The organism is Syntrophothermus sp. (assembly GCF_013314835.1).
Taxonomy (GTDB): domain Bacteria; phylum Bacillota; class Syntrophomonadia; order Syntrophomonadales; family Syntrophothermaceae; genus Syntrophothermus; species Syntrophothermus lipocalidus.
Map to the genome: position 1 here is coordinate 1 of NZ_JABUEX010000016.1, position 26,450 is coordinate 26,450.

At 53.2% G+C, this 26,450-nt stretch carries 23 protein-coding genes; 20 read left to right on the forward strand and 3 right to left on the reverse strand.

Annotation, left to right across the window (positions count from 1 at the left end; translation table 11 throughout):
- Positions 1-335 precede the first annotated feature (335 nt).
- The 4 genes from nuoE (at position 336) to spoIIE (ending at position 6,751) form a co-directional block, all read left to right on the forward strand.
- Positions 336-782 carry an NADH-quinone oxidoreductase subunit NuoE gene (gene nuoE, locus HPY90_RS06690; RefSeq protein ID WP_013174327.1) on the forward strand — a complete coding sequence of 149 codons (447 nt, stop codon included), beginning with the start codon at positions 336-338 and terminating at the stop codon, positions 780-782.
- 41 nt (positions 783-823) lie between these two features.
- The gene (gene nuoF, locus HPY90_RS06695; RefSeq protein WP_013174328.1) at positions 824-2,047 is read left to right on the forward strand and encodes an NADH-quinone oxidoreductase subunit NuoF; all 1,224 of its coding nucleotides are present in this window, start codon (positions 824-826) and stop codon (positions 2,045-2,047) included.
- Between the two features lie 32 nt (positions 2,048-2,079).
- Positions 2,080-3,804: an NADH-dependent [FeFe] hydrogenase, group A6 gene (locus HPY90_RS06700; protein WP_013174329.1), complete on the forward strand. Its 1,725-nt coding sequence runs from the start codon at positions 2,080-2,082 to the stop codon at positions 3,802-3,804.
- Between the two features lie 439 nt (positions 3,805-4,243).
- Positions 4,244-6,751, forward strand: coding sequence for a stage II sporulation protein E (gene spoIIE, locus HPY90_RS06705; RefSeq protein WP_287192708.1), 2,508 nt, complete (start codon positions 4,244-4,246; stop codon positions 6,749-6,751).
- A gap of 292 nt (positions 6,752-7,043) precedes the next feature.
- Here the strand turns inward: spoIIE and HPY90_RS06710 are convergent, their stop codons facing one another.
- From HPY90_RS06710 to HPY90_RS16325, 3 genes are all read right to left on the reverse strand, one after another.
- Positions 7,044-7,436: a type II toxin-antitoxin system HicB family antitoxin gene (locus HPY90_RS06710; protein WP_287192711.1), complete on the reverse strand. Its 393-nt coding sequence runs from the start codon at positions 7,434-7,436 to the stop codon at positions 7,044-7,046.
- 322 nt (positions 7,437-7,758) lie between these two features.
- The gene (locus HPY90_RS06715; protein ID WP_287192714.1) at positions 7,759-9,444 is read right to left on the reverse strand and encodes an SSO2105 N-terminal domain-containing protein; all 1,686 of its coding nucleotides are present in this window, start codon (positions 9,442-9,444) and stop codon (positions 7,759-7,761) included.
- The gene (locus tag HPY90_RS16325; protein ID WP_502707194.1) at positions 9,413-9,646 is read right to left on the reverse strand and encodes a recombinase family protein; all 234 of its coding nucleotides are present in this window, start codon (positions 9,644-9,646) and stop codon (positions 9,413-9,415) included. Before HPY90_RS16325 ends, HPY90_RS06715 begins: the two co-directional genes overlap by 32 nt.
- 386 nt (positions 9,647-10,032) lie before the next feature.
- Here HPY90_RS16325 and tilS point away from each other — a divergent pair, with 386 nt between their 5' ends.
- The 16 genes from tilS (at position 10,033) to HPY90_RS06800 (ending at position 26,332) form a co-directional block, all read left to right on the forward strand.
- Complete coding sequence (gene tilS, locus HPY90_RS06725) at positions 10,033-11,406, forward strand: tRNA lysidine(34) synthetase TilS (RefSeq protein ID WP_287192716.1); 1,374 nt, start codon at positions 10,033-10,035, stop codon at positions 11,404-11,406.
- A gap of 65 nt (positions 11,407-11,471) precedes the next feature.
- Positions 11,472-13,274, forward strand: coding sequence for an ATP-dependent zinc metalloprotease FtsH (ftsH, locus tag HPY90_RS06730; protein WP_287192718.1), 1,803 nt, complete (start codon positions 11,472-11,474; stop codon positions 13,272-13,274).
- Between the two features lie 48 nt (positions 13,275-13,322).
- Positions 13,323-13,769 carry a nucleoside-diphosphate kinase gene (ndk, locus tag HPY90_RS06735; protein ID WP_273698500.1) on the forward strand — a complete coding sequence of 149 codons (447 nt, stop codon included), beginning with the start codon at positions 13,323-13,325 and terminating at the stop codon, positions 13,767-13,769.
- Positions 13,770-14,159: 390 nt separating this feature from the next.
- Complete coding sequence (locus HPY90_RS06740) at positions 14,160-15,827, forward strand: formate--tetrahydrofolate ligase (protein ID WP_287192722.1); 1,668 nt, start codon at positions 14,160-14,162, stop codon at positions 15,825-15,827.
- Between the two features lie 76 nt (positions 15,828-15,903).
- Positions 15,904-16,428 (forward strand): HD domain-containing protein, encoded by a 525-nt coding sequence (locus HPY90_RS06745; protein WP_273698498.1) that lies wholly within the window; start codon positions 15,904-15,906, stop codon positions 16,426-16,428.
- Between the two features lie 64 nt (positions 16,429-16,492).
- Positions 16,493-17,680 (forward strand): dihydropteroate synthase, encoded by a 1,188-nt coding sequence (folP, locus tag HPY90_RS06750; RefSeq protein ID WP_287192726.1) that lies wholly within the window; start codon positions 16,493-16,495, stop codon positions 17,678-17,680.
- Positions 17,681-17,770: 90 nt separating this feature from the next.
- The gene (gene folB / locus HPY90_RS06755; protein ID WP_287192730.1) at positions 17,771-18,133 is read left to right on the forward strand and encodes a dihydroneopterin aldolase; all 363 of its coding nucleotides are present in this window, start codon (positions 17,771-17,773) and stop codon (positions 18,131-18,133) included.
- A gap of 78 nt (positions 18,134-18,211) precedes the next feature.
- Entirely contained in the window at positions 18,212-18,733 is a 522-nt protein-coding gene (folK, locus tag HPY90_RS06760) for a 2-amino-4-hydroxy-6-hydroxymethyldihydropteridine diphosphokinase (protein WP_287192732.1), read from the forward strand.
- Positions 18,734-18,794: 61 nt separating this feature from the next.
- A complete protein-coding gene (locus HPY90_RS06765) occupies positions 18,795-19,751 on the forward strand; it encodes a Rossmann-like and DUF2520 domain-containing protein (RefSeq protein WP_502707195.1) in 957 nt (318 codons plus the stop codon).
- Between the two features lie 41 nt (positions 19,752-19,792).
- Positions 19,793-20,623 (forward strand): 3-methyl-2-oxobutanoate hydroxymethyltransferase, encoded by an 831-nt coding sequence (gene panB, locus HPY90_RS06770; RefSeq protein ID WP_013174340.1) that lies wholly within the window; start codon positions 19,793-19,795, stop codon positions 20,621-20,623.
- A gap of 14 nt (positions 20,624-20,637) precedes the next feature.
- Positions 20,638-21,486 carry a pantoate--beta-alanine ligase gene (panC, locus tag HPY90_RS06775; protein WP_287192817.1) on the forward strand — a complete coding sequence of 283 codons (849 nt, stop codon included), beginning with the start codon at positions 20,638-20,640 and terminating at the stop codon, positions 21,484-21,486.
- A 3-nt stretch (positions 21,487-21,489) separates the two neighbouring features.
- Complete coding sequence (gene panD / locus HPY90_RS06780; protein ID WP_273698491.1) at positions 21,490-21,864, forward strand: aspartate 1-decarboxylase; 375 nt, start codon at positions 21,490-21,492, stop codon at positions 21,862-21,864.
- 19 nt (positions 21,865-21,883) lie between these two features.
- Positions 21,884-22,810: a quinolinate synthase NadA gene (gene nadA, locus HPY90_RS06785; RefSeq protein WP_013174343.1), complete on the forward strand. Its 927-nt coding sequence runs from the start codon at positions 21,884-21,886 to the stop codon at positions 22,808-22,810.
- 40 nt (positions 22,811-22,850) lie between these two features.
- On the forward strand, positions 22,851-24,449 hold the full coding sequence (nadB, locus tag HPY90_RS06790) for an L-aspartate oxidase (protein WP_287192740.1): 1,599 nt from the start codon (positions 22,851-22,853) through the stop codon (positions 24,447-24,449).
- Positions 24,450-24,859: 410 nt separating this feature from the next.
- Positions 24,860-25,690 carry a carboxylating nicotinate-nucleotide diphosphorylase gene (nadC, locus tag HPY90_RS06795; RefSeq protein ID WP_242649127.1) on the forward strand — a complete coding sequence of 277 codons (831 nt, stop codon included), beginning with the start codon at positions 24,860-24,862 and terminating at the stop codon, positions 25,688-25,690.
- Between the two features lie 66 nt (positions 25,691-25,756).
- Complete coding sequence (locus HPY90_RS06800; protein ID WP_013174346.1) at positions 25,757-26,332, forward strand: biotin transporter BioY; 576 nt, start codon at positions 25,757-25,759, stop codon at positions 26,330-26,332.
- Positions 26,333-26,450: the final 118 nt, after the last annotated feature.

The following is a 26,450-nucleotide window of genomic DNA, read 5'->3' on the forward strand; positions in this document are numbered from 1 at the left end:
CCTTTCTATCCTTCGGTTTTCTTTCTCAAAACCTAGGATAAAGGGCCCCACACCTTCTTGTCTACTATACCCCCTCCCTTACCTTGTCTTTCCCTCTACCTGTTTCACATGTGTCTGAACTTTCTCAGGGCAAAATAATTTTCTATGAATCGACGAGCAGGAATTCCGAAAAAGTTAGCGAAGTACATAAAGGCTAGTGTTTGTCCGCCGGGTATAACAGCAACCATAAGGGGGGCGGGATATACGGGTTTGAACGGAGAATACACATTCTGACGAATTACTTACTCTGGAAGAAGAATTCTAAAATATAAAGGTCAGGGAAAGGAGGTGGACGAATGGTCGACTACAAAGCTATTATCGCAAAGTATAAGGATCTACCCGGAGGCATCATCGAGGCATACCACGCGATTCAGAAGGAGCAGAGCTTTATTCCCGAAGAGGCTATCATCGCTGCAGCTGAGGCTTTCAACATTCCGGTTAAAGACGCGTACGGCGTAGCAACCTTCTATTCCATGTTCTCCGTTAAGACTCGGGGCAAGAACGTCATCCGTATTTGTGAAAGTGCTCCCTGCCACATAGCCGGAGCAGCACAAGTAGTAGCGGCACTGGAGAAGGAGTTGGGTATCAAGATGGGAGAAACCACTCCGGACGGCAAATTCACCCTGGAGTTTACCGAGTGCGTAGGTCAGTGCCAGGCCACGCCGGTAATCACCATCAACGGCAAGCCCTACGGTGACATTACTCCCGAGAAGATCCCGGCAATCCTCGCCGAGTACAAGTAACTGGCTTCAAATCTAGAGAACTGGAAGGAGGGTAATTCCTGATGGCCGAGGAACTGCGCGTAGTGCTGCGCAACTACGGCAAGATTAACCCCCTTAATATCGATGACTATATCAACGCCGGGGGTTATAAGTCGTTAGAAAAGGCCCGCAGCATGAGCCAAATGGATGTAATACAGGAAGTGAAAAAGTCAGGCCTGAGGGGTCGCGGGGGCGCCGGGTTCAATGCCGGACAGAAATGGATGTTCGCCTACCAGGCTCAGGCTGACCAGAAGTATGTCATCTGCAACGCTGACGAAGGAGAACCCGGAACTTACAAAGACCGCATAATCATGGAAAGCGATCCTCACAGCGTCTTAGAAGGGATGGCTATTTGCGGATATGCTATCGGCGCTAACAAAGGTTATATATACTGCCGGGGTGAATACCCGTATGTGGTAGATATCCTCAATACAGCAATCGCCCAGGCTAAAGCCAAAGGGGTATTAGGAGAATTTGACATTGAGGTGCGCATGGGAGCAGGAGCCTATGTGTGCGGTGAAGAGACGGCTCTGATCGAGTCTATAGAAGGTAGCCGCGGAGAGCCGCGTTATAAGCCACCGTTCCCGCCGGTCAGCGGTTTGTGGGGTAAGCCTTCTATCGTGAATAACGTGGAAACGTTCGCCAATATTGCAATCATTTTGGAGAAGGGGGCAGACTGGTACGCCAGCCTGGGAGCTCCCAGCTATCCCGGAACCAAGGTTCTGACCCTGACGGGCGACGTGGTAAACAAGAAGTTCATCGAAGTACCGACCAATACTACCATTCGCGAGGTCGTCTACGGCTTCGGAGGCGGCATACCGGGCGGCAAGAAGTTTAAGGCGGTACAGATTGGTGGTACCTCTGGCGGATTTATCCCTGAATCGTTACTCGACACCCCGATTGATTTCGACTCTATGGCTGCTATCGGTGCGACTCTGGGCTCGGGCGCGGTCTTGGTCATGGACGAGACCCGCGACATCGTTGATGTGGTCGAGAGGATCGCCAAGTTCTTTGAACACGAGTCCTGCGGCAAGTGCGCTCCTTGCCGGGAAGGTACCATGCGGATGTACAAGCTGATGAGCAAGGTTAATAAGGGCCAAGGAACAGCGAAAGACGTTGCCTTGATGGAAAGACTCGGTCGAGTGATGTCTGTAGCTTGCCTGTGCGGGCTGGGGCAGGCCGCACCGACACCGGTCCTGACCACGATCAAGCACTTCAGAGCCGACTACGATGCGAAGTTACAATAGGGAAGATGAGCAGGAAGGAGTGAAATGAAGATATGGCTAATGTAACCATAGACGGTATCCAAGTATCCGTTCCTGACGGCTCAACCATATTGCAGGCAGCGCAAGTAGCCGGTGTTCATGTTCCCACCCTGTGCTATCATCCGGACCAGGCGATAAAAGCCAACTGCCGGATATGTGTGTGCGAAGTGGAAGGACAAAGACTCTTGCAAGCTGCATGCTCTCAGCCGGTTTATGACGGAATGGTGATAAAGACCCACAGCCCCAAAGTCATCGAAGCCAGGAAGACGATACTCGAGCTAATCCTGGCCCATCACCCGCAGGACTGTCTGGGCTGTATTCGGAATCAGAACTGCGAACTGCAAGCTCTGGCCGAAGAGTACGCCATCAGGGACAACCCGTTTGAACAGATGGTACGGGGGTTGCCGAAGGACACCTCAACTCCGTCTATTGTCCGGGACCCCGACAAGTGCGTGCTTTGCCGCCGCTGTATTTCGGCCTGCAGCGTTACCCAGACCGTTAACGCGTTGGGTATCGAGAACCGGGGCAACCATGCTATGGTGGTACCCTCACTAGGTAAAGACCTCATCGAAAGCCCCTGCGTCATGTGTGGGCAGTGTATCCATGCGTGCCCGGTTGGTGCTATCAGCGAAAAAGAACAAATCGACGAGTTCCTGGCTGCAGTAGCCGATCCGGACAAGATCGTGGTTACCCAGATCGCGCCGGCGGTCAGAACCGCTATCGGCGAAGAAGTCGGCATGGCAACCGGAGAGATGCCGATGGAGGTATTCGTAGCCGGGCTCAGGCAGATCGGTTTTGATTATGTCTTGCATACCAATTTCACGGCTGACCTGACTATAATGGAAGAAGGAAACGAGCTTCTCAAACGCCTCAAAGAAGGCGGGAAGCTGCCGATGTTCACTTCCTGTAGCCCAGGTTGGATCAACTTCTGTGAGACTTTCTATCCAGACCTTCTGGAACACCTTTCCACCTGCAAGTCGCCGCAGCAGATGTTCGGGGCCTTGGTTAAGACTTACTGGGCGCAGAAGATGGGTATAGACCCGTCCAAGATCTACTCGGTATCCATCATGCCCTGTACTGCTAAGAAGTTTGAGGCTTCGCGTCCCGAGATGAAAGACAGCGGCTACCGCGACGTGGACCTGGTGCTCACCACCAGGGAAGTAGGGCGTTTGTTCAGGATGGCTGGCATTGACTTCAAGACACTGACCCCGAGCAAGTTCGATTCCTGGATGGGGGCCTACACCGGTGCGGCAGTTATATTCGGCGCTACCGGCGGTGTTATGGAGGCGGCTCTCCGTACAGTTTACGAGGTAGTAACCGGGAAGACTTTGGAGGATGTGAACTTCACTTTTGCCCGTGGTATGGAAGGAATCAAGGAAGCCGAGATAGACCTCGACGGCACCAAGGTTAAGGTGGCTATCGGCCACGGGCTGGCCAATGCCAGGAAGCTGATGGACCAGGTACGGGCTGGACAGTCTCCCTACCACTTCATCGAGATCATGGCCTGTCCCGGCGGCTGCATAGGCGGTGGCGGTCAACCGCTGACCAAGACCAACGCCAAGCGGGCTGAGCGTATCGATTCCATTTACGTTGAAGACGAGTCTTTACCGATACGCAAGTCGCACGAAAACCCCGAAGTCAAGATACTCTACGAAGAATTCCTGCACGAGCCTCTGGGACACAAGTCTCACGAACTCCTGCACACCCACTACCATCCGAAGAACAAGAAGTTCTTATAAACAGCGGAACGAAAAGAGCCTGTCACCACGACAGGCTCTTTTTTTAGCCACGGATGGACACAGATTAGCACAGATGTGCACTGATGGACATGGACGAAGCAACGGCTTAGAACTCTGCGCATGGGAGTCACAGACTCGCGACTACGTGGTTTCCGGACATTGTAATTCACAGTTTTTCTACACCATGGGGTTTTCACGAGTACAGTTGCCGAAGACCTGAAGGCCGGACGATTAAGAACCTGGCCAGCAGTTTCCGGTTGATTAACAACCGGCGCTTATGTCTTTCAAACAATAAATAATTAAGAATCTGTGTAAATCAGTGGCAATCTGTGTCTATCTGTGGCTAATCAAAAATTACCCGCCTTCCCCGCAAATGACAAATATTACCATGCCGTAACGGTATAATGTATCTGATATACCAGGGCAGGGAGGGAAAGCAGTGGACAGGCTCGAGGTGTACCCGTATCATCGCCTGGCGGACGAAGGTCGCAAAACCCGCAGGAATAAGAAACGAAGGGCTTTATTCCTCCGGAAGGTTCAGCCGACTATGCGGTGGCGGCCCAAGGGGTTTTTGACCCGGATCCTGCTCGTTTTGAGGGACAGGCAAGCCTGGGCCGATGTCCTTACCTGGGAAAACCTGATGGTTTGGGCAGTCGTGTTCATCCTTAGCCGGGCCTTGATACTGGGAGAAATCCTGCCTTTTGGCTTCGCTTTTATCGCTGCCTTCTACCGTAAACATCCCATACGCAATCTAGGCATAGTCTTGTTCTCATTTCTCGGCCTTCTTACAGGTCCAGGAGGTTACTTGCTCTGGAGTAACGCGGTGGCTACCGGAGTATTGGTAACCGTAATGAACTATATCCGGTTCCCCGAAGGAAAACGGGCCATAACCTTGCCGGTACTCACCGCATCGATACTGTTAGTAAGCAAGAGCGCCTTCCTGTGTGTACAGGAGCCTTCATTCTACCAAGAGATGATTATTATCTTCGAGTCCCTAATAGCCGGGGTGCTGACTTTTGTGTTCATAGTAGCTGAAGAGGGGATTTCAGAGCACAAGGCGGCTTGGGAATTCCATTTCGAGGATATTACCGCTTTCAGCATTTTGGCCGTTGGCCTTATCCTGGGGCTAACGGGAGTGACCTTTTTTCATATGAGCCTCACCAGCATATTGAGCCGCCTGGGGATATTGACCGCGGCCTTTCTCTGGGGTAGTGGGGGCGGTACCATGGCGGGGGTGTTAGCAGGAATAGTGCCGGCTATGTCGAGTCAAGGTTTCCCAGAAATGTTGGGGATATATGCGATATCAGGTCTGGTGGCTGGGCTTTTCCGGAACTTTACCCGTCTCGGAGTGATAGTAGGGTTCATGCTAGGCAGTTTATTACTTTCGGTTTACGTGGTGGACACGCGTCAAGCGGTAGTTGGGGTTTGGGAGACCGGCATAGCTTCTGTGCTCTTCTTACTATTACCGGAGTCTCTTAGGGAAAGAGTCTCCGTGAAAACGGTTGAAGGGTTCGCGAACAAAGCCGACAAGGAAGAAGCGGCTCTGGTAGACGAATATGTTCAAGAGCTTGCGAGGGAGCGTGTGAACCGGCTGAGCCGCATATTTGAGGAACTTTCTCTAGCCTTAGCAGAAACCACCGAAACCCAAGCAGTTTCGAAAGCAGAAAGAAATTACCTGAATATTCTCTTTGACGAGATTTCACAGGGATTCTGCAAAAGTTGCGCTCTGTACGCTACTTGCTGGGATCAAGACTTTTACAGAACTTACAAGAACCTGTTTGAGGTATTCAGCCTGGCCGAATCCAGGGGCAAGGTTGACAGCGAGGAGTTTCCGCCAAGTCTGCGTAAGCGCTGCCTTAAGTGTCGCGACCTGGCATCCAGAATCAACCAGGTATTCGAACACTTGCGGGTGGCGGAATACTGGGAAGGTAAACTCCTCGAGTCCAAAGAGCTTGTATCCAACCAGTTGCGAGGGATTTCGGACATCATAAAGAACCTGGCCGGTGAAATCGACCTAAGAACCAGAGTGGACCAGGAACTACGTACCCGTCTACTAAAGGAAACGAGAAAACTGGGAATCAAGGTACACGATGCTGCTCCGTTCATAACACCGGACAATCAAGTATATTTCCGAATTGTCGCCACTTCCTGCACGGATGGGGCGACCTGCGATACACTGGCCCCGACCATCTCTTTCCTTACGGGAGAAACCTACGAAGTCTGCGAAAAACAATGCCCTCGCCAGATGGGGAAAGGCAGGTGTGAATTCACTCTGAGCAAGGCATACAGCTACCGGGTGGTTACCGGAGCGGCCCAACTTGCCAAGGAGAGGGTATCGGGCGACAGTTTCACCGTGGCCACGCTGAAGGAGGGCAAAGAGCTCCTAGTTCTCAGTGACGGTATGGGCGTGGGGAAGAGGGCATTTATGGAAAGCAGGGCAGTGGTCAACCTCCTTGAGGAATTGCTAACCGGTGGGTTTGCAAAAGATGTGGCCCTTAAGACCATAAATTCCGTGCTTCTCCTGCGCTCACCGAGTGAGACCTTCGCCACCGTCGATCTATGTATGATCGACCTGTATTCGGCCGAAGCAGACTTCGTCAAAATTGGAAGTGCCCCTACTTTCATAAAAAGGGGCGCCAAGGTCGGGGTCGTGACCTCAAGCACGCCTCCTATAGGCATTCTAAATAATATCGAAACTGTGTCCGAAAAAAGGGCTCTCCGGGCTGGGGACGTTATAATTATGGTGACCGACGGAGTGCTCGATGCCCCGCGGGGACGCGAGGACCGAGAAATCTGGTTGCAGCGCTTATTGTCCGAGATGGAAGAAACGGATCCTCAAAGGATCTCTGACCTCATAATCAACCGGGCTCTGGACCGTGCTCGGGGACAGCCAACCGACGACATGACGGTTCTGGTAGCCCGTATCGACGGCGTGAAAGGAAGTTAGAGCCACAGATGAACACAGATTTTGCACAGATTTACACTGATGTTTTTAAGATGCAGACCCCAACGACACTGGCAAGTGTCACCACTAGAGTATGAAAACTTGGTTTTCCAGGGGGAGAATCTGGAAATCTTTTAATAAAAAATCTGTGTTCATCAGCCCGGCACTCAGCTAACTGAAGTTGTAACATGACCGTAGGTCTCAAACCCTAGCCGCTAACTGAAGACTTAAGGTGAGTGCCGGGTCTGTGCATATCTGTGGCTAGTTTTCGGGGCAGAATAAGAGGAATGAAACGTTATTTCAGCCCTAGTTCTTGTTTCAATGCTTTTTGTAGGGTTTGGGAGAAGTTAATGCCCGCTTTTTGAGCCTTGGCATTCAGCCAGTTGGGGATACTCAGTGTTTTCTTGACTGACCGGTTGTCGTTCTCGAGGCGGTACTCATCAGTATCTACGTCTACAAGACTAACGATACTTCCCTGCGGAACCTGCATATCTTGGGGGTTCCTGGGAGCCGGTATGACCTCACCTTTGTCCTCGGCGTCACACAACCACATTGCTATCGCGTCCCGGGCCATTTCAATGGCTTCCACCAGACTGGTGCCAAAGGTAAAGCAACCAGGCAGATCCGGAACTGCCACATTAAAGTCCTGGCCTTCGGGGGTTATGATAACCGGATAAACATATTTCATAAGCCCGACCTGGTTCAAAGAACTTGACTGTTTTCATCTTCAGTCAAGCCGGCCCCCAGACCAGGTTTTTCCCCTCCTTTCGGATATTTGATTTGCCCTCCGAGGGGCAGGGCGACAGGGGGCCTCGGCCCGGGAGTCCCACCCGGAGCACCTGCGGAGCGGTCGGTTCCACTCCCCTGCCCCAGTCTTGCCTGCCCGGCCTTACGGAGTGCTTACAGCACCCACAGGTCGAAGTTGCCTGGAGCAAGGGTGGTGTGTTCACCACCGCAGGTGCCGTCCTGTTAGGACGCCTACCGGTTTTCCCGACACCGGCTAAACGGGGTCACCGCAAAGACAGGGCCAACTGTTTGAGATCATGCCAGACGGAGTAGTACACCTCCTGCTGCTGCGGGGCTAACCCGTTGTGCAGAGAGAGCTTTCCGTCCAGCCGTCTCAAGCGGGCCCTGACCCTACGGATCATCCCTTCTCCTTCCCTCGGTAAAGAGCTGACCTTTTGGGTCAGGTCATGCTTGATATGGACCACTAGTTGTTTAAGTTCTTTCGTTACCCGTTCCCTGAAGCCCATCGCCCGGCGGCCAATTACCAGCGCCGCCGCGCAGTGCACCGGAACCGCATAACGCTTCGTGTACTTCCAGTACCCAATGGTGGAAGTGTACCGGGCGCACACAAGCTTGAAGGGCACTCCTTCCTTAACCGCCCTCCGGCACACGGCCTCCACCATCTTGGCAAAAGGAAAGTTGGAAGCCATGCGGTTGAACTTTTTGTCGGTCTCCAGACGGTCCTTGCCGAAGTCCAGGTTCTCCAGGACTACGGGTTTGCCCAAGAAGAAGGCTACGTCAACAACTACTTTGGCCAGGACGCCTATTAGGTAGCTGCGCCGGAAACCTGATGCGTACGTTAAATCGGGTACCCTGATGTAGAGAAAGCCGTTAGAATAAGTGATGACCTGAAACTCCCCTTCGTACTTGCACAGATTGCTGGGGTAGGAGACGCTGACGCCCTCCGGCCACGGCTCCGGCTGGCCTGTCCTGCCGACGTTGCACAGGGCCACACCGTCGGGGTTCGTGTCTAGGGCTAGGCAGCCTCTTGCAAAATCAGCTTCCGGCGCCTCGCCTAGGTCAAATGTAAGGTGCACAAGATAGCGTCCATCCAGGGTACGGACCAACTCTACCGCATAGGGCAACCTCATAGCTAGCCATATCCGCACCAACTCACGGTGCTTTTCCGGCAGCCACAACCCGCCCTCTACCCTGGGAGCACGGCTCATCTTGGGACGGCCCAGTCTATCTACTCCCGTCTTCTCTGACAGATGGGAGATGGTCACTGCCAGGCGAAAGTCTTTTCCGTCAAGGAATACCTTCATGTTAGGGTTGCCGCCCTTGGTCTCGTCTCCCCGGGAGTAGAGGCGGTTTTTGCGGGCGGCCCGCCACTCTTCCCGCGAGGCCTTTCCCCTGCAGACCTTCTCCCAGAGGCTTCTCCTGCCAAAGACTACCTTCGGGATGGTGCCGCCTTCTTGATGGGCCTTGAGTTCGGCCAGCTTATTCTCCAAAGATGCTGCCCGGTTGTTCCGCCCTTTGACCACTAGGCGGAGCTTTTGTGTAGCTTCCGAGTCCGTGGCTTTTTCTTCCGCCTTCGCCAGCTTCCTCATGGCCAAACCGAGCTTTTTTCTTGCCCGCCTCAGCTTCTTTTCCGCCTCCTCTATCTCCAGGAAAAGAAGCTCTCTTTGGGCATCGAGCAGGGCCTGGGCCTTTACCCTGGCGTCGTCCACGTACCGGGAGTTGAGCCCAAAAAGATCCTGCCCCAGCTTCTTGACCTCATTGCGGGAAGTGCTCTCTAAGAGCCGGTGGAAGGCCCACCGCGTGCAGGCAGAGAAGAGGCGCGTCTCAGTGACCAGCGGGTCCTCGTGTCCCCGGCTCCACCTCTCCGACCGAAACGCCGGGTAGACCTCGGGAAAGAATTCCCCACACACCGTCACGCTAAACTTGTCCTTCGCTTTGTTCTTCGGCATCCTTTATCAGCTCCCGAAAACCCTGCCGGATTTTCCTGCCGCCCCTTGCACCGTACAGCCGGGCTGAAAAAGAAGTGACTATCGCTAGCAAGTCTTGGACCAGCTCCGTATGCGCGTCCTCAGGCTCTTTCTGCGAAGTGATTTCTATTTCTACACAGCAATACTTTAAATGGCCGCTGGGCAGCCGCACGGGTCTTATCAATCCCTGTTTTTCCCATGCCCGGAGCCTGTTCGGGTGTATCCTCTTAAATATGCCAACCGTTGTTCCTCAGAAGCTTGAGGACTTCACGTTCGGTCAACGGCTCCACCTCCTGTAAGCACATTTTAATACGTAATATTACGTGTATCAAGCGCTACGAAATCCGCGTCTTATAATATATCATCTTCGTCTGTATTCATCTGAGTTTATCCGTGTTGATCTGTGTTCATCTGTGGCTAATTTTTTGCTCTGCGTTAATCTGCGTCTAATAGATAGTCAGCGTCCATCAATCGCCGTATAGCTCGTTTACCCGGGCTTGCGGCTTTTTATTTGGCTCGAAGTTTGAGATAATAAACTTGAAGGCGGGACATTTATTTAGAGGTGGTGCAGTGCTCCGTAAAGTAAGGCAGTTTATTATGAAACATAATCTTATCGCCCCGGGAGACCTTGTGGTAGTCGGGGTTTCGGGGGGGCCGGATTCGGTGGCTCTCCTGCATTTGCTGGATCTTTTGGGGAAAGAAGAGGGGTTTTCGATTCACGCTGCCCACCTTAACCACGGCTTGCGTCCGGAGGCCGACGAGGAAGAGGAGTTTGTGAAGGAACTGGCCAAGTCTCTAGGCCTGGGGTGTGCAGTTGGGAGGGCCAAAGTGCGGGAGGAAGCTCGAGCAGGCAGGAGGTCGGTGGAGGAAGCGGGGAGGCAAGCGCGGTACGCTTTCTTCATCCGGGTGGCGGAGGAACTGAAGGCCGACAAAGTAGCCACTGCCCATCACATGGGCGACCAAGCCGAAACCGTACTCATGCACCTGTTAAGGGGCTCGGGACTGAAAGGTTTGGGAGGTATGAGCCCCAAGAGAGACATTTTCATTCGACCCTTCTTAGCCGTCAGCAGGGCTGAGATAATGTCCTACCTTCAAGAGAACCGGCTGGACTATTGCTTGGATGCCAGCAACTACGATTGGAACTACCTTCGCAACCGCATCCGTCACCAGCTTATCCCCCTGTTAGAGAAAGAGTACAATCCCAACATAGTGACGAGTTTGTGTCAACTTGCGACCGTGGCCAGGGATGAAGATATGGTACTGGAAGAAATGGCGGTCAAGGCTTTTAAAGAAACAGCCCGACCGGAGGCAGGAGGGTTAGTTCTAAGCTTAGAGACGATGCAGGTACTACCTATAGCCGTGCAGCGTCGGGTCATCCTTCTAGCTCTGAAACAACTGGGGGGGGAGCAGGGCTGGGAAATGAAGGACGTGCAGTCAGTATTGGAGCTGGCCCGAAAGCCGGGGTCGGATAAACACATCTGTGTAGGGAAGAATATCTGGGCGAAGAAGAGTTACGGGAGAATTATCGTCAGGGTTGGACGGGAAAAAACTCATCCATTCCGATATTTCCTTGAAGTTCCGGGCAAGACTTATATTGAGGAGATAAAAGCCGAACTAGTGTGTCACTTGAGGAAAAGGGAAGACGTATGGCCGTCGCAGGATTTTGTGTGCCTGGACTGGGATAAACTCAAAAAGCCCCTGGAAGTTAGGTCCCGGCGGCCGGGAGACCGTTTTCGACCTCTCGGTCTAGGTGGTACCAAGAAGCTGCAGGACTTCTTAGTGGACAGCAAAGTACCGGTAGAAGAGCGCGATCGGGTCGGGCTTTTGGCTTGTGAAGATGAGATATACTGGGTCATCGGGTACCGACTGGATGAGCGAGCTGTAATTGATAGCACTACCAAGCAGGTGTTAGTAGTTGAAATTCGGAAAAAGCAGACTCATTGAAAAGGTAGTTGTGATTATGCTAAAATGTCTAAGACTTTCTTCGACAGAGGGGAGGGATGTAACAGTTGGACAGGGTACTGAAGAATTTTGCAATCTATGCGGTAATCGTCCTGCTAGCCGTTTTTGCCATCAAGGCCACATCTGAATCGGAAAAACCGACCCAAGACATCGACTACAGCACCTTTTATGCAGATGTAGCGCAGGACAAGATCGACCAGGTGATGATAACGGTTGATACCGATGTTTATATAATAGAAGGTAAATACAAGGACGGCAAAACCTTTCGGACCGAGGCTCCCAAAGAAGACAATATTTTTGAACACCTGAGGGCTCATAACGTGGCCTACGACACCGAAAAGGCTAAAGGGCCTCCCTGGTGGACCGGTCTTTTGAGCACTCTGTTACCCATAGCTATCCTTGTCGGTTTCATCTTCCTAATGATGAACCAGACTCAGGGCGGAGGGAACCGGGTCATGCAGTTTGGGCGCAGCCGGGCCCGAATGACGACTCCGGAAGAGGTCAAGGTCACGTTCAAAGACGTAGCTGGGGCCGATGAGGCCAAGGAAGAACTTCAGGAGGTTATCGAGTTTCTTAAAAACCCGCAGAAGTTCATTCAAATGGGGGCCAAGATTCCCAAAGGGGTGCTCCTGTACGGGCCTCCCGGCACAGGCAAGACCTTGATGGCCAGAGCGGTGGCGGGAGAGGCGGGTGTACCCTTTTTTTCTATCAGCGGGTCTGATTTTGTCGAAATGTTCGTGGGAGTAGGGGCAGCTCGGGTCAGGGACCTCTTTGAGAACGCCAAGAAGAACGCTCCTTGCATCGTGTTTATCGACGAGATAGATGCGGTAGGCCGACAGCGCGGAGCAGGAGTAGGCGGAGGACACGACGAACGCGAGCAGACCTTGAACCAGCTACTGGTTGAAATGGATGGCTTTAGCACTAATGAAGGTATAATCGTCATGGCGGGTACCAACCGGCCTGACATCCTAGACCCGGCACTGCTGCGACCGGGGAGGTTTGACCGCCATATAGTCATCGACCGCCCCGACGTTAAGGGGCGGGAGGCCATTCTCAAAGTGCATGCCGAAGGCAAGCCCCTGGCTCCGGATGTTGATATGTCCCTCATCGCCAAACGCACTCCCGGATTTACGGGAGCAGACTTGGCCAATGTCATGAATGAGGCCGCCTTGCTGTCAGCCCGGCGCAACAAAAAGCAGATAACCATGGAAGAACTGGAGGATGCCATCGAACGGGTGATCGCCGGCCCTGAAAAGAAGTCCCGGGTTATTTCCGAGAAGGAAAAACGGTTGGTTGCATACCACGAAGCGGGGCATGCAGTGGTGAGCTATTTCCTTCCCAACACCGACAAGGTGCATAAAATATCGATTATCCCGCGGGGAAGGGCCGGAGGGTATACCCTGTTGCTGCCAGAAGAAGACATCAACTACGTAACCAAATCGCGTCTCTTGGATGAAGTTACTACCCTCCTTGGAGGGCGGGTGGCGGAAAGCCTGGTTCTCCAGGAGGTCAGCACCGGGGCCCAGAACGACCTAGAGCGGGCTACTTCTATTGTCAGGAGGATGATTACGGAATACGGCATGTCAGAAGAATTAGGGCCCTTGACCTTCGGGCATAAGCGGGAGGAGGTATTCCTGGGGCGGGACATAGCCCGGGATCGGAATTACTCCGAAGCCATAGCCTACGCCATAGACCAGGAAGCCCGTGGCTTTATCGAAAACTGTTACGAAAAAGCTAAGGATATTTTGACCCAAAATCTCGACAAGCTACACCGGGTAGCCGAGAAACTGATGGAAAAAGAAGTGCTCGAAGGCGACGAGTTCGAAGCCATCATGACCGGTCGGGCCTAGACTTCCAGGCCCGGCTGGGGCCTATTCTTAGCCGAAGGAGGTCTGTTCGTGGAGCGCACCTTTGTGATGGTAAAGCCCGACGGGGTAGAAAGAGGTTTAGTGGGGGAGATAATCGGGCGCATCGAGGCTAAAGGGTTCAAACTTGTAGGTTTGAAGATGCTGAAATTGTCTCAAACTATGGCCGAGCGTCACTATGCCGAGCACCGGGGGAAACCGTTCTTTCAAGAACTGGTCGATTTTATAACCGCCAGTCCCGTAGTGGCCATGGTCTGGGAAGGCAATGGAGTGATCGAATCCGTCCGCAAACTGATGGGTAAAACCAACCCGCTCGAAGCCGAACCGGGGACCATCCGGGGCGACTTCGGCGTCTACATTTCTAAAAACATCATCCACGGATCCGACTCTCCCGGATCAGCAGCCAGGGAGATAGAGATATTCTTCCGCCCTGACGAGCTCGTGGAATACCAGCGTTCCCTTGATAAGTGGATATTCTAAGCAGAATTATGTTGAAACCACTGATGAACACAGATGGTCGCAGATTAGCACAGATGGTATCCTGGTATTCATTTAAGGATGATTTTTAACTCTAACCCAGGCAACTCCTTGAGGAGCTTTGAGCGCGTATTCCGGGAGCTGATTAAAATTATTGTAGGGGTGCCAGCTAGAGTCTATTAGTATGCACGCTGCTGGCCTGAAGGCGTTTGTAACATTCACGTCATTTGATTCAGCATCTAAGAAATCTGTGTTAATCAGCCCGGCACTCAGCTGACCGAAATTGTAACATGCCACTGGGTCCCGAAAACCCTAGCCGCTAATCAAAGACTTGAGCTGAGTGCCGGGTCAGTGTTCATCTGTGGCTTTCAAAACTGCAAGGGGGTTGAATGAATGAAGACGGACGTAGAAATCGCCCAAGAAGCCCGGTTGGAGCCGATTGAAGCCATAGCGGACCGGGCGGGTATACTGCCCGACGAGATAGAACCGTACGGGCGCTACAAGGCCAAAGTATCTCTCGAAATATTGGAACGCCTGAAAGACAAACCCGACGGCAAGCTCATCCTGGTAACGGCCATCACCCCCACCCCTGCCGGAGAAGGGAAGACCACGGTTACCATAGGTTTGGGACAGGCTCTGAACCGGTTGGGGACCAAGGCTGTTATAGCTCTACGCGAACCGTCGCTCGGTCCCTGCTTCGGGGTCAAAGGCGGAGCTACTGGCGGCGGTTATTCCCAGGTCGTGCCCATGGAAGACATCAACCTGCACTTCACCGGCGACATCCACGCTGTAGGGGCCGCGCACAACCTGGCCGCGGACCTTTTGGACAACAGCGTGTACTTCGACAACCCCCTGAATATAGACCCGCATCGCATGGTGTGGCCCCGGGTGGTAGATTTAAACGACCGCTTCCTGCGCCATGTTATCATTGGGCTGGGCGGCAAGGCCCACGGACTGCCGCGGGAAACCGGGTTCGACATCACGGTGGCTTCCGAAGTCATGGCCTGTCTCTGCCTTTGCGATGACCTCATGGAGCTGAAAGCAAGACTGAAACGGATAATCGTAGCCTTTACCCGCGAAGGCCGCCCGGTGACCGCGGAAGATATTAGGGCCGTCGGTTCGATGACCGTGCTTCTCAAAGACGCGGTCAAACCTAACCTGGTGCAGACCTTGGAGCACACCCCGGCTTTGATCCACGGGGGACCGTTTGCCAATATCGCTCACGGATGCTCCAGCGTAATCGCCACCAGGCTCGGGTTAAAATTGGGAGACTATCTGGTCACCGAAGCCGGATTCGGCGCCGACCTGGGGGCCGAAAAATTCTTCGACATCAAGTGCCGGAGGCTTGGTCGGGGCCCGGATGCGGTAGTCATTGTGGCTTCTCTGAGGGCTCTCAAGATGCACGGGGGCCGTCCCCGTTCTCTCTGCCACCAGGAGGACTTAGCCGCGCTCGACAAGGGATTTGCCAATTTGGCCAAACACATAGAAAACGTAAAGCTTTTCGGGATTCCCAGCGTAGTTGCTCTGAATCGGTTCCCTACCGATACCGACGCCGAGATCAAATTGTTAGAAGAGCGGTGCCGCGAGATGGGAGCCAGGTTTGCCTTGACCACTGTCTGGGCTGACGGTGGGCAGGGAGGAATCGATCTGGCGCGGGAGGTCATGGCTGCTTGCCAGGAAACGTCGCAATTCTCGTTCCTGTATGACTTGAACGAGCCTATAAAGACCAAGATCGAGCGTATCGCTACCAAGATCTACGGGGCCCAAGGGGTCAAGTACGAACCGGCGGCAGAAAGAACCCTGGCCGAGATACAAACTCTCGGGTACTCTGACCTTCCCGTCTGCGTGGCCAAGACCCAGTATTCCTTAAGCGACAACCCCTCGCTGCTGGGACGGCCCCAAGGCTTCGAAGTAACCGTGCGTGAGGTCCGCCTGTCAGCCGGAGCCGGGTTCGTGGTGCCGCTCATGGGCAATATCCTTACCATGCCTGGGCTATCGCGGACCCCGGCGGCGTTTAACATCGACATAGACGCTGACGGCAGAATTTACGGCCTGTTTTGATTTCATGAGTGAAGGAAGCTGGAGCATATCATATAATATTAGACAACAAAAAGGTGGACATGAGGGGGATTGGGATTTGAAAAGGATCGAACTGCTGCTGAAGGACCCCTTATACATGGAACATATCGAAAAAAATGTCAACCTGGAAGAAGACGAGAAGTACTGCAAGCACGATCTCAGGCACATGATCGATGTAGCCAGAATCACGTATATTTTGATATTGGAACATCATGACTTGGATTATTTCATTCGGGAAGCCAAGCTGTCAGGAAAACTGGCCGCCAAAGAGGTCATCTACGCTGCTGGGCTTCTCCACGACATTGCCAAGTGGAAACAGTACCAGACCGCCCAGGATCACGCCAGCATCGGAGCGGAAATAGCCCACGAGATATTGCCGCGGGCTTTCTTTAACGACAACGAAGTCGAGGTTATAGCCCGGGCCATTTACGAGCACCGGAACATCAGCAGGGATATGAGTTTTTTGGGGGAACGGCTGTATCGGGCTGACAACCTGTCTCGAATCTGTTTTCTGTGCGAGGACCGACACCGCTGCTTAAAGTATCAGAACAAAGAAATCGGGCACGACATGCTGGCGTACTGAGAAGCCGGGCTGGGCAAAGTGGTGGCTGTTGCCGGGCTTTTTGTTCATGACGAGGGGGAATAGCATGAAAGGAGACCATGTCGTGTTCATCCAAGACCAGCGCGAGGCAGAGCAGTTCCTAAGAGAAGTCGGGGCCGACGAGGCTGGGGTGCGATGGATGAAGACCAAGGCGGTTTTCAGAGCGGTCAAACTCAAAGACATCCCTTGCCCGGCAGCCAACATAATCAAGCAGGAGATGCTCTCCAAGGGCGGCGAAGCAGCTGTGAAGAGGGGCACGGTTTCGGGACAGGGAACTACCGACGTGCTCTTACTAGGAACCGTAAAACAGTACCAGCGGCTCATCAAGAAGCTGAGGATGCAGCCCTTTGGGTTAAAGAAAATCGCCGACGAATTGAGCGAGATGTTGAAAAATATCGAAGGAACCGGTCCGACCGTGATGCAGTTGCCCCGCGGGCAGGAACTGGTTTTGGGGCAGCGTACGCTTGTAATGGGAATTCTCAACGTGACCCCTGATTCTTTCTCGGACGGGGGGCATTATTACTCGTTCGAAGCCGCCGTTGAAAGAGCACTGGCTATAGAAGAAGAAGGGGCCGACATCTTGGATATCGGGGGTATGTCGACCCGGCCTGGGCATGCTCCTATTCCGCCAGAAGAAGAACTGGCGCGGGTCCTGCCTGTAGTCGAAGCCCTGGCTGGCCGGATAAACATCCCGATCTCGGTGGATACTTACCGCGCTACCGTAGCCCGTGCCTGCCTGGAAGCGGGTGCCGGCATCATCAACGATGTAGGGGGCTTGCTGTTTGACTCCGAGATGGCAGAGGTGGTAGCCGAATTCGAGGCCCCGGTGGTGGTCATGCACAACCGTATGCCTAACCGGCCACCTGAAGGTTACCGGAATCTCATAGACGAGATGATAGAGGACCTCCAGGTTTCTTTAAAACGGGCCGAGCAGGCGGGGATTCCGAAAGCGAACATCATCATAGACCCGGGTGTGGGATTCGGCAAGATTGGCGAAGAAAACTTCGTGATACTGAAGCGGCTGCGGGAGTTCAAGAGCCTGGGGTATCCCTTGCTCTTGGGGGTGTCGCGCAAATCTTTTATAGGTACGGCTTTGAACCTTCCGGTTGAGGAAAGACTGGAGGGAAGCTTGGCAGCAGCGGTTATCGGTATCCTAAACGGAGCCGATATTGTCAGGGTGCACGATGTTAAAGAAACCAAGCGCGTGGCAACTATCGCCGACGCAGTCAAGTAAACCGAGGGGACGGTTCCTGCGGTTTATTTTCCAAATAAACCGCAGGAACCGTCCCCTCGGTTTCCCCTGGTTCAGGGAGGGAAACGAAAAATGGACAAGCTTATGCTGATGGGGATGGAGTTCTGGGGCTGTCACGGTGTACTGCCTGAGGAGAGGCAGAAAAAGCAGCCTTTCCTTGTCGACGCGGTATTGTATCTCGACACCCGGGCGGCAGCAGCGGCCGATTCCCTCGAGGCGACCGTGGACTACGCAGCGGTGTTTGGAACGATACGGCGGGTAGTGGAAGATACGCAGGTCAACCTAATCGAGACCCTGGCTGAAAACGTGGCCCGGAGCATCATCGAAGAGTACCCGGTAGAAGCTGTAGAGATCACCGTAAAAAAACCACGGGCGCCTATGCCCGGCAAGCTTGAGCATGTGGCTGTCTGCATTTACCGGCGCAGATCAGGGTAGATCAGGGGGACGGTTCCTGCGGTTTATTTTCCAAATAAACCGCAGGAACCGTCCCCCTGATTGAAGGGGGTAAGAGGCATGGTATACCTTTCCCTCGGATCCAACGTGGGGGATAAATGTCAGAATCTCAAAATAGCCCGGTACCGGCTGGAGGAAACCGGGAAAATCAGGGTGGTAAAGGCATCATCTTTCTACCTGACCGAACCCTGGGGCAAAACCGACCAGGATTGGTTTGCAAATCAAGTACTGGCGGTTGAAACCGGGCTAGAGCCTTTGCCCTTGCTCGATACGGTCTTAGCAATCGAGGAACGGATGGGGCGCGTGCGGCAGGAACGTTGGGGACCGAGGACCATCGACATCGACATTCTCCTGATCGATGATCAGGTTATAAACAGCGACAGGCTGACGGTACCGCATCCCCGTCTGTACGAGCGGGGCTTTGTGATAGTCCCCCTACTCGAGATAGCGCCTGGTCTTGTTTTGCCCGGCGGATTGCCGCTTCAGCAAGTTTGGGAAAATCTTGTCAAAAACCAGGAAACCGGTTGTATAAAAAAACTCACCTGTGATAAAATGAGTCAACGAAACATCGAGAACGGTTGAAAAGAACACGGTATCTCCCGCCAGAGACCTCGTCTTTACTGTCAAATGCTCGTATCCTCTGGTGAGATGTGGGAGCGAGACGTTAGGAACGGGTGGGAAGCCAGCGGGCCCGGGCTTTCCAGACGGACATCGAGGGGGTTTAAAATTAGTGAAAAAAAGGGTCGGCATTATTGGGGCGGGAGTGGTAGGAACCGCGATGGGGGTTATTCTTTCGCGGCAAGGCTGGGAGGTTACAGGAGTATATGATTTACGTCCTGAATCTACTCGGTTTTTGGCCCAAGAAGTAGGAGCCCGGATCGGGTCTAGCCCCACGGAGGTTTCTCGCTCGGCAGACGTTGTTTTAGTGACCACCTCGGATTCGGCGATTGAAGGGGTGGTACGGGGAATCGCAAAGGAAGGAGGTTTTGGGCAGGGGCAGTTCGTAGCTCATATGAGCGGAGCCCTTAGTTCGGACGTTTTATGGGCTGCCCGCGAACAGGGAGCGATTACCTTATCTATTCATCCCGTGCAGTCGTTTGCCAGTGTCGAAAGGGCATTGCAGAACCTGCCGGGCTCGGTTTTCAGTATTGAAGGGGACGAAAGAGGCTTCGAGCTGGCGGCTGAAGTGGTGAAGACGCTAGGAGGTGAGTTTTTCTTCATCGATAAGAAGGCCAAGCCTTTGTACCATGCGAGCGCCTGCGTGGTATCGAATTATCTGGTGACATTGGTTGACTTCGGGCTCCAGCTTATGGAACAAGCTGGGATACCCAGGGAGTCCGCCCATAGGGCTTTGTTGCCTCTTATCGAGGGAACAGTTAACAATATTGTAAATATTGGGATTCCCGGGGCGTTGACCGGGCCGATAGCTCGCGGGGATGTGGCAACGGTTACCCGCCATCTGGACTCTATTCGCGGGATGATGCCGGAATGGCTCGGGTTTTACCGGGTCGTAGGCTACCACACAGTTGACGTGGCCCGGGCTAAAGGAACGATAGACGAAACGACTGCCTTGACCTTGAAGAACCTGCTAGGCAGCTGATTCGTAGGGTCAGGCTTTAATTACAATAAGGAGTGGATAATGTGTCGCGTGTTACTACTACCTTGTTGAGGGAGAAAAAAGCCAGGAAAGAAAAAATCACCATGTTGACGGCTTATGATTACTCGACTGCAGTTATGGTCGACCAAGCCGGGATCGACGTAATCCTGGTAGGGGATTCGTTAGGCAACGTGGTGCTAGGTTATGAAACGACTCTTCCGGTTACCATGGACGATATGATTCACCATACCCGGGCGGTTGCCAGGGGCACCAAAAACAGCTTGTTGGTGGGAGATATGCCGTTTCTATCTTACCACATAAGCATCCCAGAGGCGGTCCGAAATGCGGGCCGGTTCATTCAAGAAGGGGGGGCGCAAGCGGTTAAGCTGGAAGGGGGCGAAGAAAGAGTCGAGACCATTAAGGCGGTGTTGGATGCCCAGATACCGGTCATGGGCCACATCGGGTTGACCCCTCAGTCCGTGCACCAGTTCGGGGGATTTAAGGTTCAGGGCAAAGATGTGGAAACTGCCAGAAAGCTGGTACGGGATGCCAAGGCCTTGGAAGCAGCAGGGGTTTTTGCTATTGTTCTCGAGTGTGTGCCTGCGGCTTTGGCAGAACGCATAACCGCCGAAGTTTCGGTTCCCACGATCGGCATAGGAGCGGGCCCCGGTTGCGACGGTCAAGTACTGGTTATCAACGACATGCTGGGGCTATACGGGGGTTTTACGCCTAAGTTCGTTAAGAAATACGCGAACCTCAACCCGCTCATACTTGAGGCCCTCCGCCAGTACAAGGAAGAAGTGGAGAGCGGAGCATTTCCTGCAGCCGAACATTGCTTTGCCATAAATGAAGAAGTCTTGGAGAAACTCTATTAGATGGGGGAACGATGATGCAAGTATTCACCAGAGTACAAGAAATGCAAGAATGGAGCCTGCAACAGAAGCGGTTGGGGAAGAAAATCGGCCTGGTTCCTACCATGGGGTACCTTCACGACGGTCATCTTTCCTTGGTTAGGAGGGCGAAGGCCGAGTGTGACGTGGTCATAGTCAGCATTTTCGTGAACCCTTTGCAGTTTGGGGTGGGCGAGGACTACGAGGAATATCCCCGGGATCTCACGCGGGATGCGGCATTGCTGGAAAAAGAAGGGGTTGAAGCGACATTTGCCCCGAGCGTGAAAGAGATGTACCCGCAAGGGTATTCGACTACGATCGAGGTGGGAGGCGAGATCACCGCCAAACTCTGCGGAAAATCGCGCCCCGGGCATTTTAAGGGCGTTACTACGGTTGTCAGCAAGCTTTTTAACATCTGTTTGCCTGAAGTAGCATACTTCGGCCAGAAAGACGCGCAACAGGCGATGATTATTGAAAAAATGGTCAGGGAGCTGAATTTTCCTCTCAGGATTGTCAGGGGGCCCATTGTCCGTGAATCGGACGGACTGGCCATGAGTTCGCGGAACGTATACTTGAACGAAGAGGAGCGAAAATCAGCCCTGGTTTTGTCCCAAGCCTTGGGCCTGGCCCGGGAACTCATCGAAAACGGTGAGACCAGCGTGGGAAAAGTTAAGGAGGCTATGATAAACCTGATCAATTCGAAACCTTTTACCGATATCGACTACGTCGAGATTTACAACGGAGAGGATCTCAGCGATTTGGCTGAGATCAAGGGTAAGGTCTTGGTGGCCTTAGCCGTAAGGGTGGGTAAGACGAGATTGATAGATAACCTTCTTTTGGAGGTGTGACCGGTGTTCCGGACACTAATGAAGTCCAAGATTCATCGGGCAGTGGTGACCGAGGCGGACCTCAATTATGTAGGAAGTATTACCATCGATAAATCCCTGATGGAGGCGGCAGATATTCTGCCCAACGAAAAGGTTCAGGTGGTCAACAACAACAACGGTGCTCGCTTCGAAACTTACGTTATCGAAGGTGAGCGCGATTCGGGGATAATATGTCTGAACGGGGCTGCGGCCCGACTGGTGCAAAAGGGAGATGTGATAATCATCATTACCTACGCCGCGGTTTCAGACGAGAAGGCGCGCGATTGGAAGCCCACCTTAGTTTTTGTAGATGAGAAGAACCGGATCAAGAAGGTTTGTCAGGGGCATTACCAAGATTGAACGCAGGGAGTCTTGAAACATGGAGAGCCTCGACGGGAGCGTGGCAGAGCAGATCAGATACATCAACCGAAGAAAGCAGGAACTAAACGCGATCATCCTGGCCCACTTTTATCAGAGACCGGAGATACAAGAGATGGCCGATTACGTCGGCGATTCCCTGCAGCTGGCTGTGCAGGCCGCTAAGACTACAGCCGACGTTATCGTTTTCTGTGGGGTAAGGTTCATGGCGGAAAGCGCGAAGATACTGAACCCGAAGAGGACGGTCTTGCTGCCAGAACCGGGAGCCGGTTGCCCCATGGCCGATATGGTCACTGCGAAGGAACTGCGCCGGAAAAAACAGGAGCTTCCCGGGGTGCAGGTAGTATGTTACGTCAACTCCTCGGCGGAGGTTAAGGCGGAAAGCGACATCTGTTGCACCTCTTCCAACGCGGTGAAGGTTGTGAACTCATTGCCTCCTGGTGTTCCTGTTTTGTTTGTACCCGATAAGAACCTGGGGCACTTCGTGGCCCGGCAAACGGGCCGGGAGATGATTTTGTGGGAAGGATATTGCCCTGTTCACCACCGGGTTTCACTGGATGAGTTAATGGAAGCCAAGCGACAGCATCCGGGGGCGGTGGTAATGGTACACCCGGAATGCCAGCCCGAGGTAGTAGCCGCTTCCGATTATGCCTTATCGACAGGCGGCATCTTGGAAACGGTCGGTCGTCTTCCTGACCGGGAATTTATCATCGGGACGGAAGAAGGGCTTCTGTATCAGTTGCGCAAGCGCTATCCGGATCGCAGTTTCTATCTGGTGCGGGACGAGTTCCTGTGCCCGGACATGAAGCTCACCACCGTGGAAAAGGTTGTCCGATCATTGGAAACTTTGGAGCCCAAGATCGAGGTGCCGGAAGATGTTCGCGGTCGGGCCTATCAGGCACTGGAACGGATGATAAACCTGCGCTGACAAGCCAGCTTCAATCAAGTGGAGAAAGAGTTGTTTCTTGATGATTACGACCAGGTATATTGCAGGAATAGGTGAGGACACGCCGGTATACACCACGGATTTTCTGATTATCGGCAGCGGTATTGCCGGGCTGTTTACTGCCCTCAAGGCCTGTAACCTAGGGCAAGTTACGGTTTTGACCAAAAAGAAAGTAGAAGACTCAAATACCGGATTAGCTCAGGGGGGAATCGCAGCGGCCGTGCACGAAGAGGATTCCCCCTTTTTGCACCTGGAGGATACCTTGGAAGCAGGTGCAGGACTGTGTGATCCAGCGGCGGTGAATGTTCTGGTGACCGAAGGGCCGGATCGCGTGCGGGAGCTGATGACGATTGGGGCTCGATTCGATACGGTCAACGGCACCGTTCGCTTGACCAGAGAAGCTGCTCACAGCAAGGCCCGGATCCTCCATGCGGCAGATGCTACGGGGGAAGCCATACGCCGGGCTTTAGTGCAGAAGTGCCGGGAGAAGTCGATCCCTATCCTGGAAGACCACTGCCTCATCGACATCCTTACAGCGGGGAAGCGCTGTGAAGGAGCACTGGTTTACGATGCCAAACAGAGACAAAAGGTAGTGTTCTTGGCCCGGGCGGTGATAATCTGCACTGGCGGAGCGGGCCAATTATACAAATACACCACCAATCCGGACATAGCCACTGCGGACGGGTTAGGGGCGGGTTTTCGGGCCGGATGCGAGCTGACCGACATGGAGTTCGTTCAGTTTCACCCCACGGTTTTAGCTACAGCCGAACCCCGCCGTTTCCTGATCTCGGAAGCCGTAAGGGGTGAAGGGGGAATACTCCTGAACGAGCGGGGAGAGCGATTCATGCCAGCGTACCACCCGATGGCAGAACTTGCTCCCCGGGATGTGGTAGCTCGAGCCATCTGGAGCGAAATGATAAAGAACGGAATTGACCACGTGTACCTGGACATGCGTTCCATTTCCAACCTTACCGAAAGGTTCCCGAACATATACAAGAACTGTTTGGCGCGGGGGTTCAACCCGACTCGGGAGGTCATACCCGTGTCCCCGGCTGCCCACTACATGATGGGAGGCATCCGCACCGACCTGAACGGGGGAACGGGGATTTTTGGACTATACAGCTGCGGGGAAGCGGCGTGCACCGGGGTGCACGGAGCCAACCGACTAGCTAGCAATTCCCTGTTAGAAGGCATTGTCTTCGGGCAGCGCATAGTGAACAATGCGGAGGAGATACTTTGGAAAAACAAGGTCAGTTTTGAAGAAGTTTTGCAGGCTTTTGATCAAGACTGGGTGCTGGTACCTTATAACGGATCTGATTGCGTAACGCCCGGCCAGGCTTTGCAGGCCATAAAAGAAACCATGTGGGAATATGTCGGTATAGTGAGGGACGAGAGCAGTCTCAAAAAAGCGGGCAGCATAATCGAGGATCTGTATGCGCGCCTTACCATGGGCGAGGACGAGCTCCTTTATTACCAGGTGGTCAACATGCTGATCACGGCTCGGGTGATTACACAGGCGGCTTTATGGCGGAGAGAAAGCCGGGGCGCCCATTTCCGCAGCGATTATCCCGTACCTGAAGACCTCATATGGCTGAAGCACATATCTTTTCTGGCTTATTAGCCACAGACCCGGCACTCAGCTCAAGTCTTTATTAGCGACTAGCGTTTTCGGGACCAACTGGCATGTTGCAAGTTCGGCCAGCTGAGTGCCGGGCTGATTAACACTGATTGTTTGCGACCACTGATTTACACAGATTGGCACGGATTTTTGGGCAGACGCAGAGTGACGCAGATGAATGTTGATAAGTGATTTATACATGGAACGTTGAGCATGGGCCTGGGTCTTTGACTGTCATTTTATGGTTATCTGTAATTTCAAAACCATGGTTTGGTGCTTGGTGCGGGCAAACCGCCGGTCTAAGGACCACATCGGTTCCTAACATTTCATCTGTGAACATCTGTAAAAATCTGTGTGCATCTGTGGTTGTCTGCGTTAATCTGCGTCTATGGAATGGTGAGGTGAATAAAGTGCTGGATAGTCTTTACCTTAATGATGTCATAAGAAGGGCGCTTGAGGAGGACATAGGGTACCGGGACTTGACCACGGATTCGATTATCTCTCGGGAGCACCGGAGCCGGGCGGTTATCATCGCCAAACAAGAGGGCATAATCGCCGGGCTAGAAGTGGCCCGGCGCACTTTTCATTTGCTGGACCCCGCAATTGATTTCCAAAAGGCCGTTGAAGATGGGGAGAGGGTAGAGCCGAGAGAGGTTGTGGCTCGCTTGGAAGGGTGTACCAGGGCGATTTTGCAGGGAGAAAGGGTAGCTCTCAATTTCCTTCAACGCATGTCTGGGATTGCTACTTACACCCGGAGTCTGTGTGAACTGATACAGGGGACGAAAGCTGATCTGGTCGATACCCGCAAGACCACTCCAGGGTTGCGGGTTCTCGAGAAGTACGCGGTTAGAGTGGGTGGGGGGAAAAACCACCGGTTCGGACTTTTCGATGGGGTTATCATAAAAGACAATCACATAGTAGCTGCCGGTAGCATCACGGCGGCGGTGAAAGCAGTGCGGGACAAGATACCCCATACGGTTCGTGTCGAAGTGGAGGTGCAGAACCTGGAGATGTTGGAAGAAGCCCTCGAGGCCGGAGCCGATATCGTCATGCTGGACAACATGGATATCGAAACAATGAGGCAGGCAGTGGAACGGGCCAGTAATAGAGTTTTGCTCGAGGCCTCAGGTGGGATTAATGAAAATAACATAAGGGCCGTAGCCCTCACCGGAGTCAACTTTATATCTGTCGGGGCCCTAACTCATTCGGCCCCTTCGCTGGATATTAGCCTTGACCTGGTATAACCCCGATTGACAATTGTTAACCTGCATGATTAAATTAGGTTAACAATTGCGTCGGAGGTGTCGGGTATGCGGTTTAGCACTAAAGAAATAGTGATGGCAGGAATGTTTGCCGCTTTCGCAGCGGCGGTAGCAGTTGTGTTCCGCTTAGTACAGCCGGTATTGGTGCCTTTCAGCCTGCTACCGGTGGTTGTTCTCCTGGCAGGAGGGCTTTTGCCGAAACGGGTGGCGGCGGCCAGTATGATGGTGTATACTCTGCTCGGGCTGGTCGGCTTGCCGGTTTTCGCTTCACCTCCTTACGGCGGGCCGGTATATGTTCTTAAACCCAGCTTCGGATTCATTCTGGGGTTCGGGGTAGCGGCTTACTTGGTGGCGTGGATCATCGAGAAGCTCGGACGCAGGCGTGCGGCATACTTGTTGGCTTCGGTTGCAGGCATACTGGCGATCTACGCGGTGGGCCTGCCCTATTTATACCTGATACTAAAGTTCTACCTGGGACAAGCGGTCGATGTTTATCGGGTGTTGAAGATAGGATTTTGGCCATTCATAGGGCTTGACCTTATCAAGGCGGGCATCGCTTCGGTCATAATCGACGAGGTGAGCAAGAGGGTTACAATTCTGGAACCACAGATGGACACTGAGTGACACAGATTTACACAGATTTTAATTAGACGCAGACGGACGCGGATATTCAATGATTTGAGCGGATTGATTTCGTAAGCTGGGATCGTAAGCGGATGCAATGCCAGGATGTTAATGAACA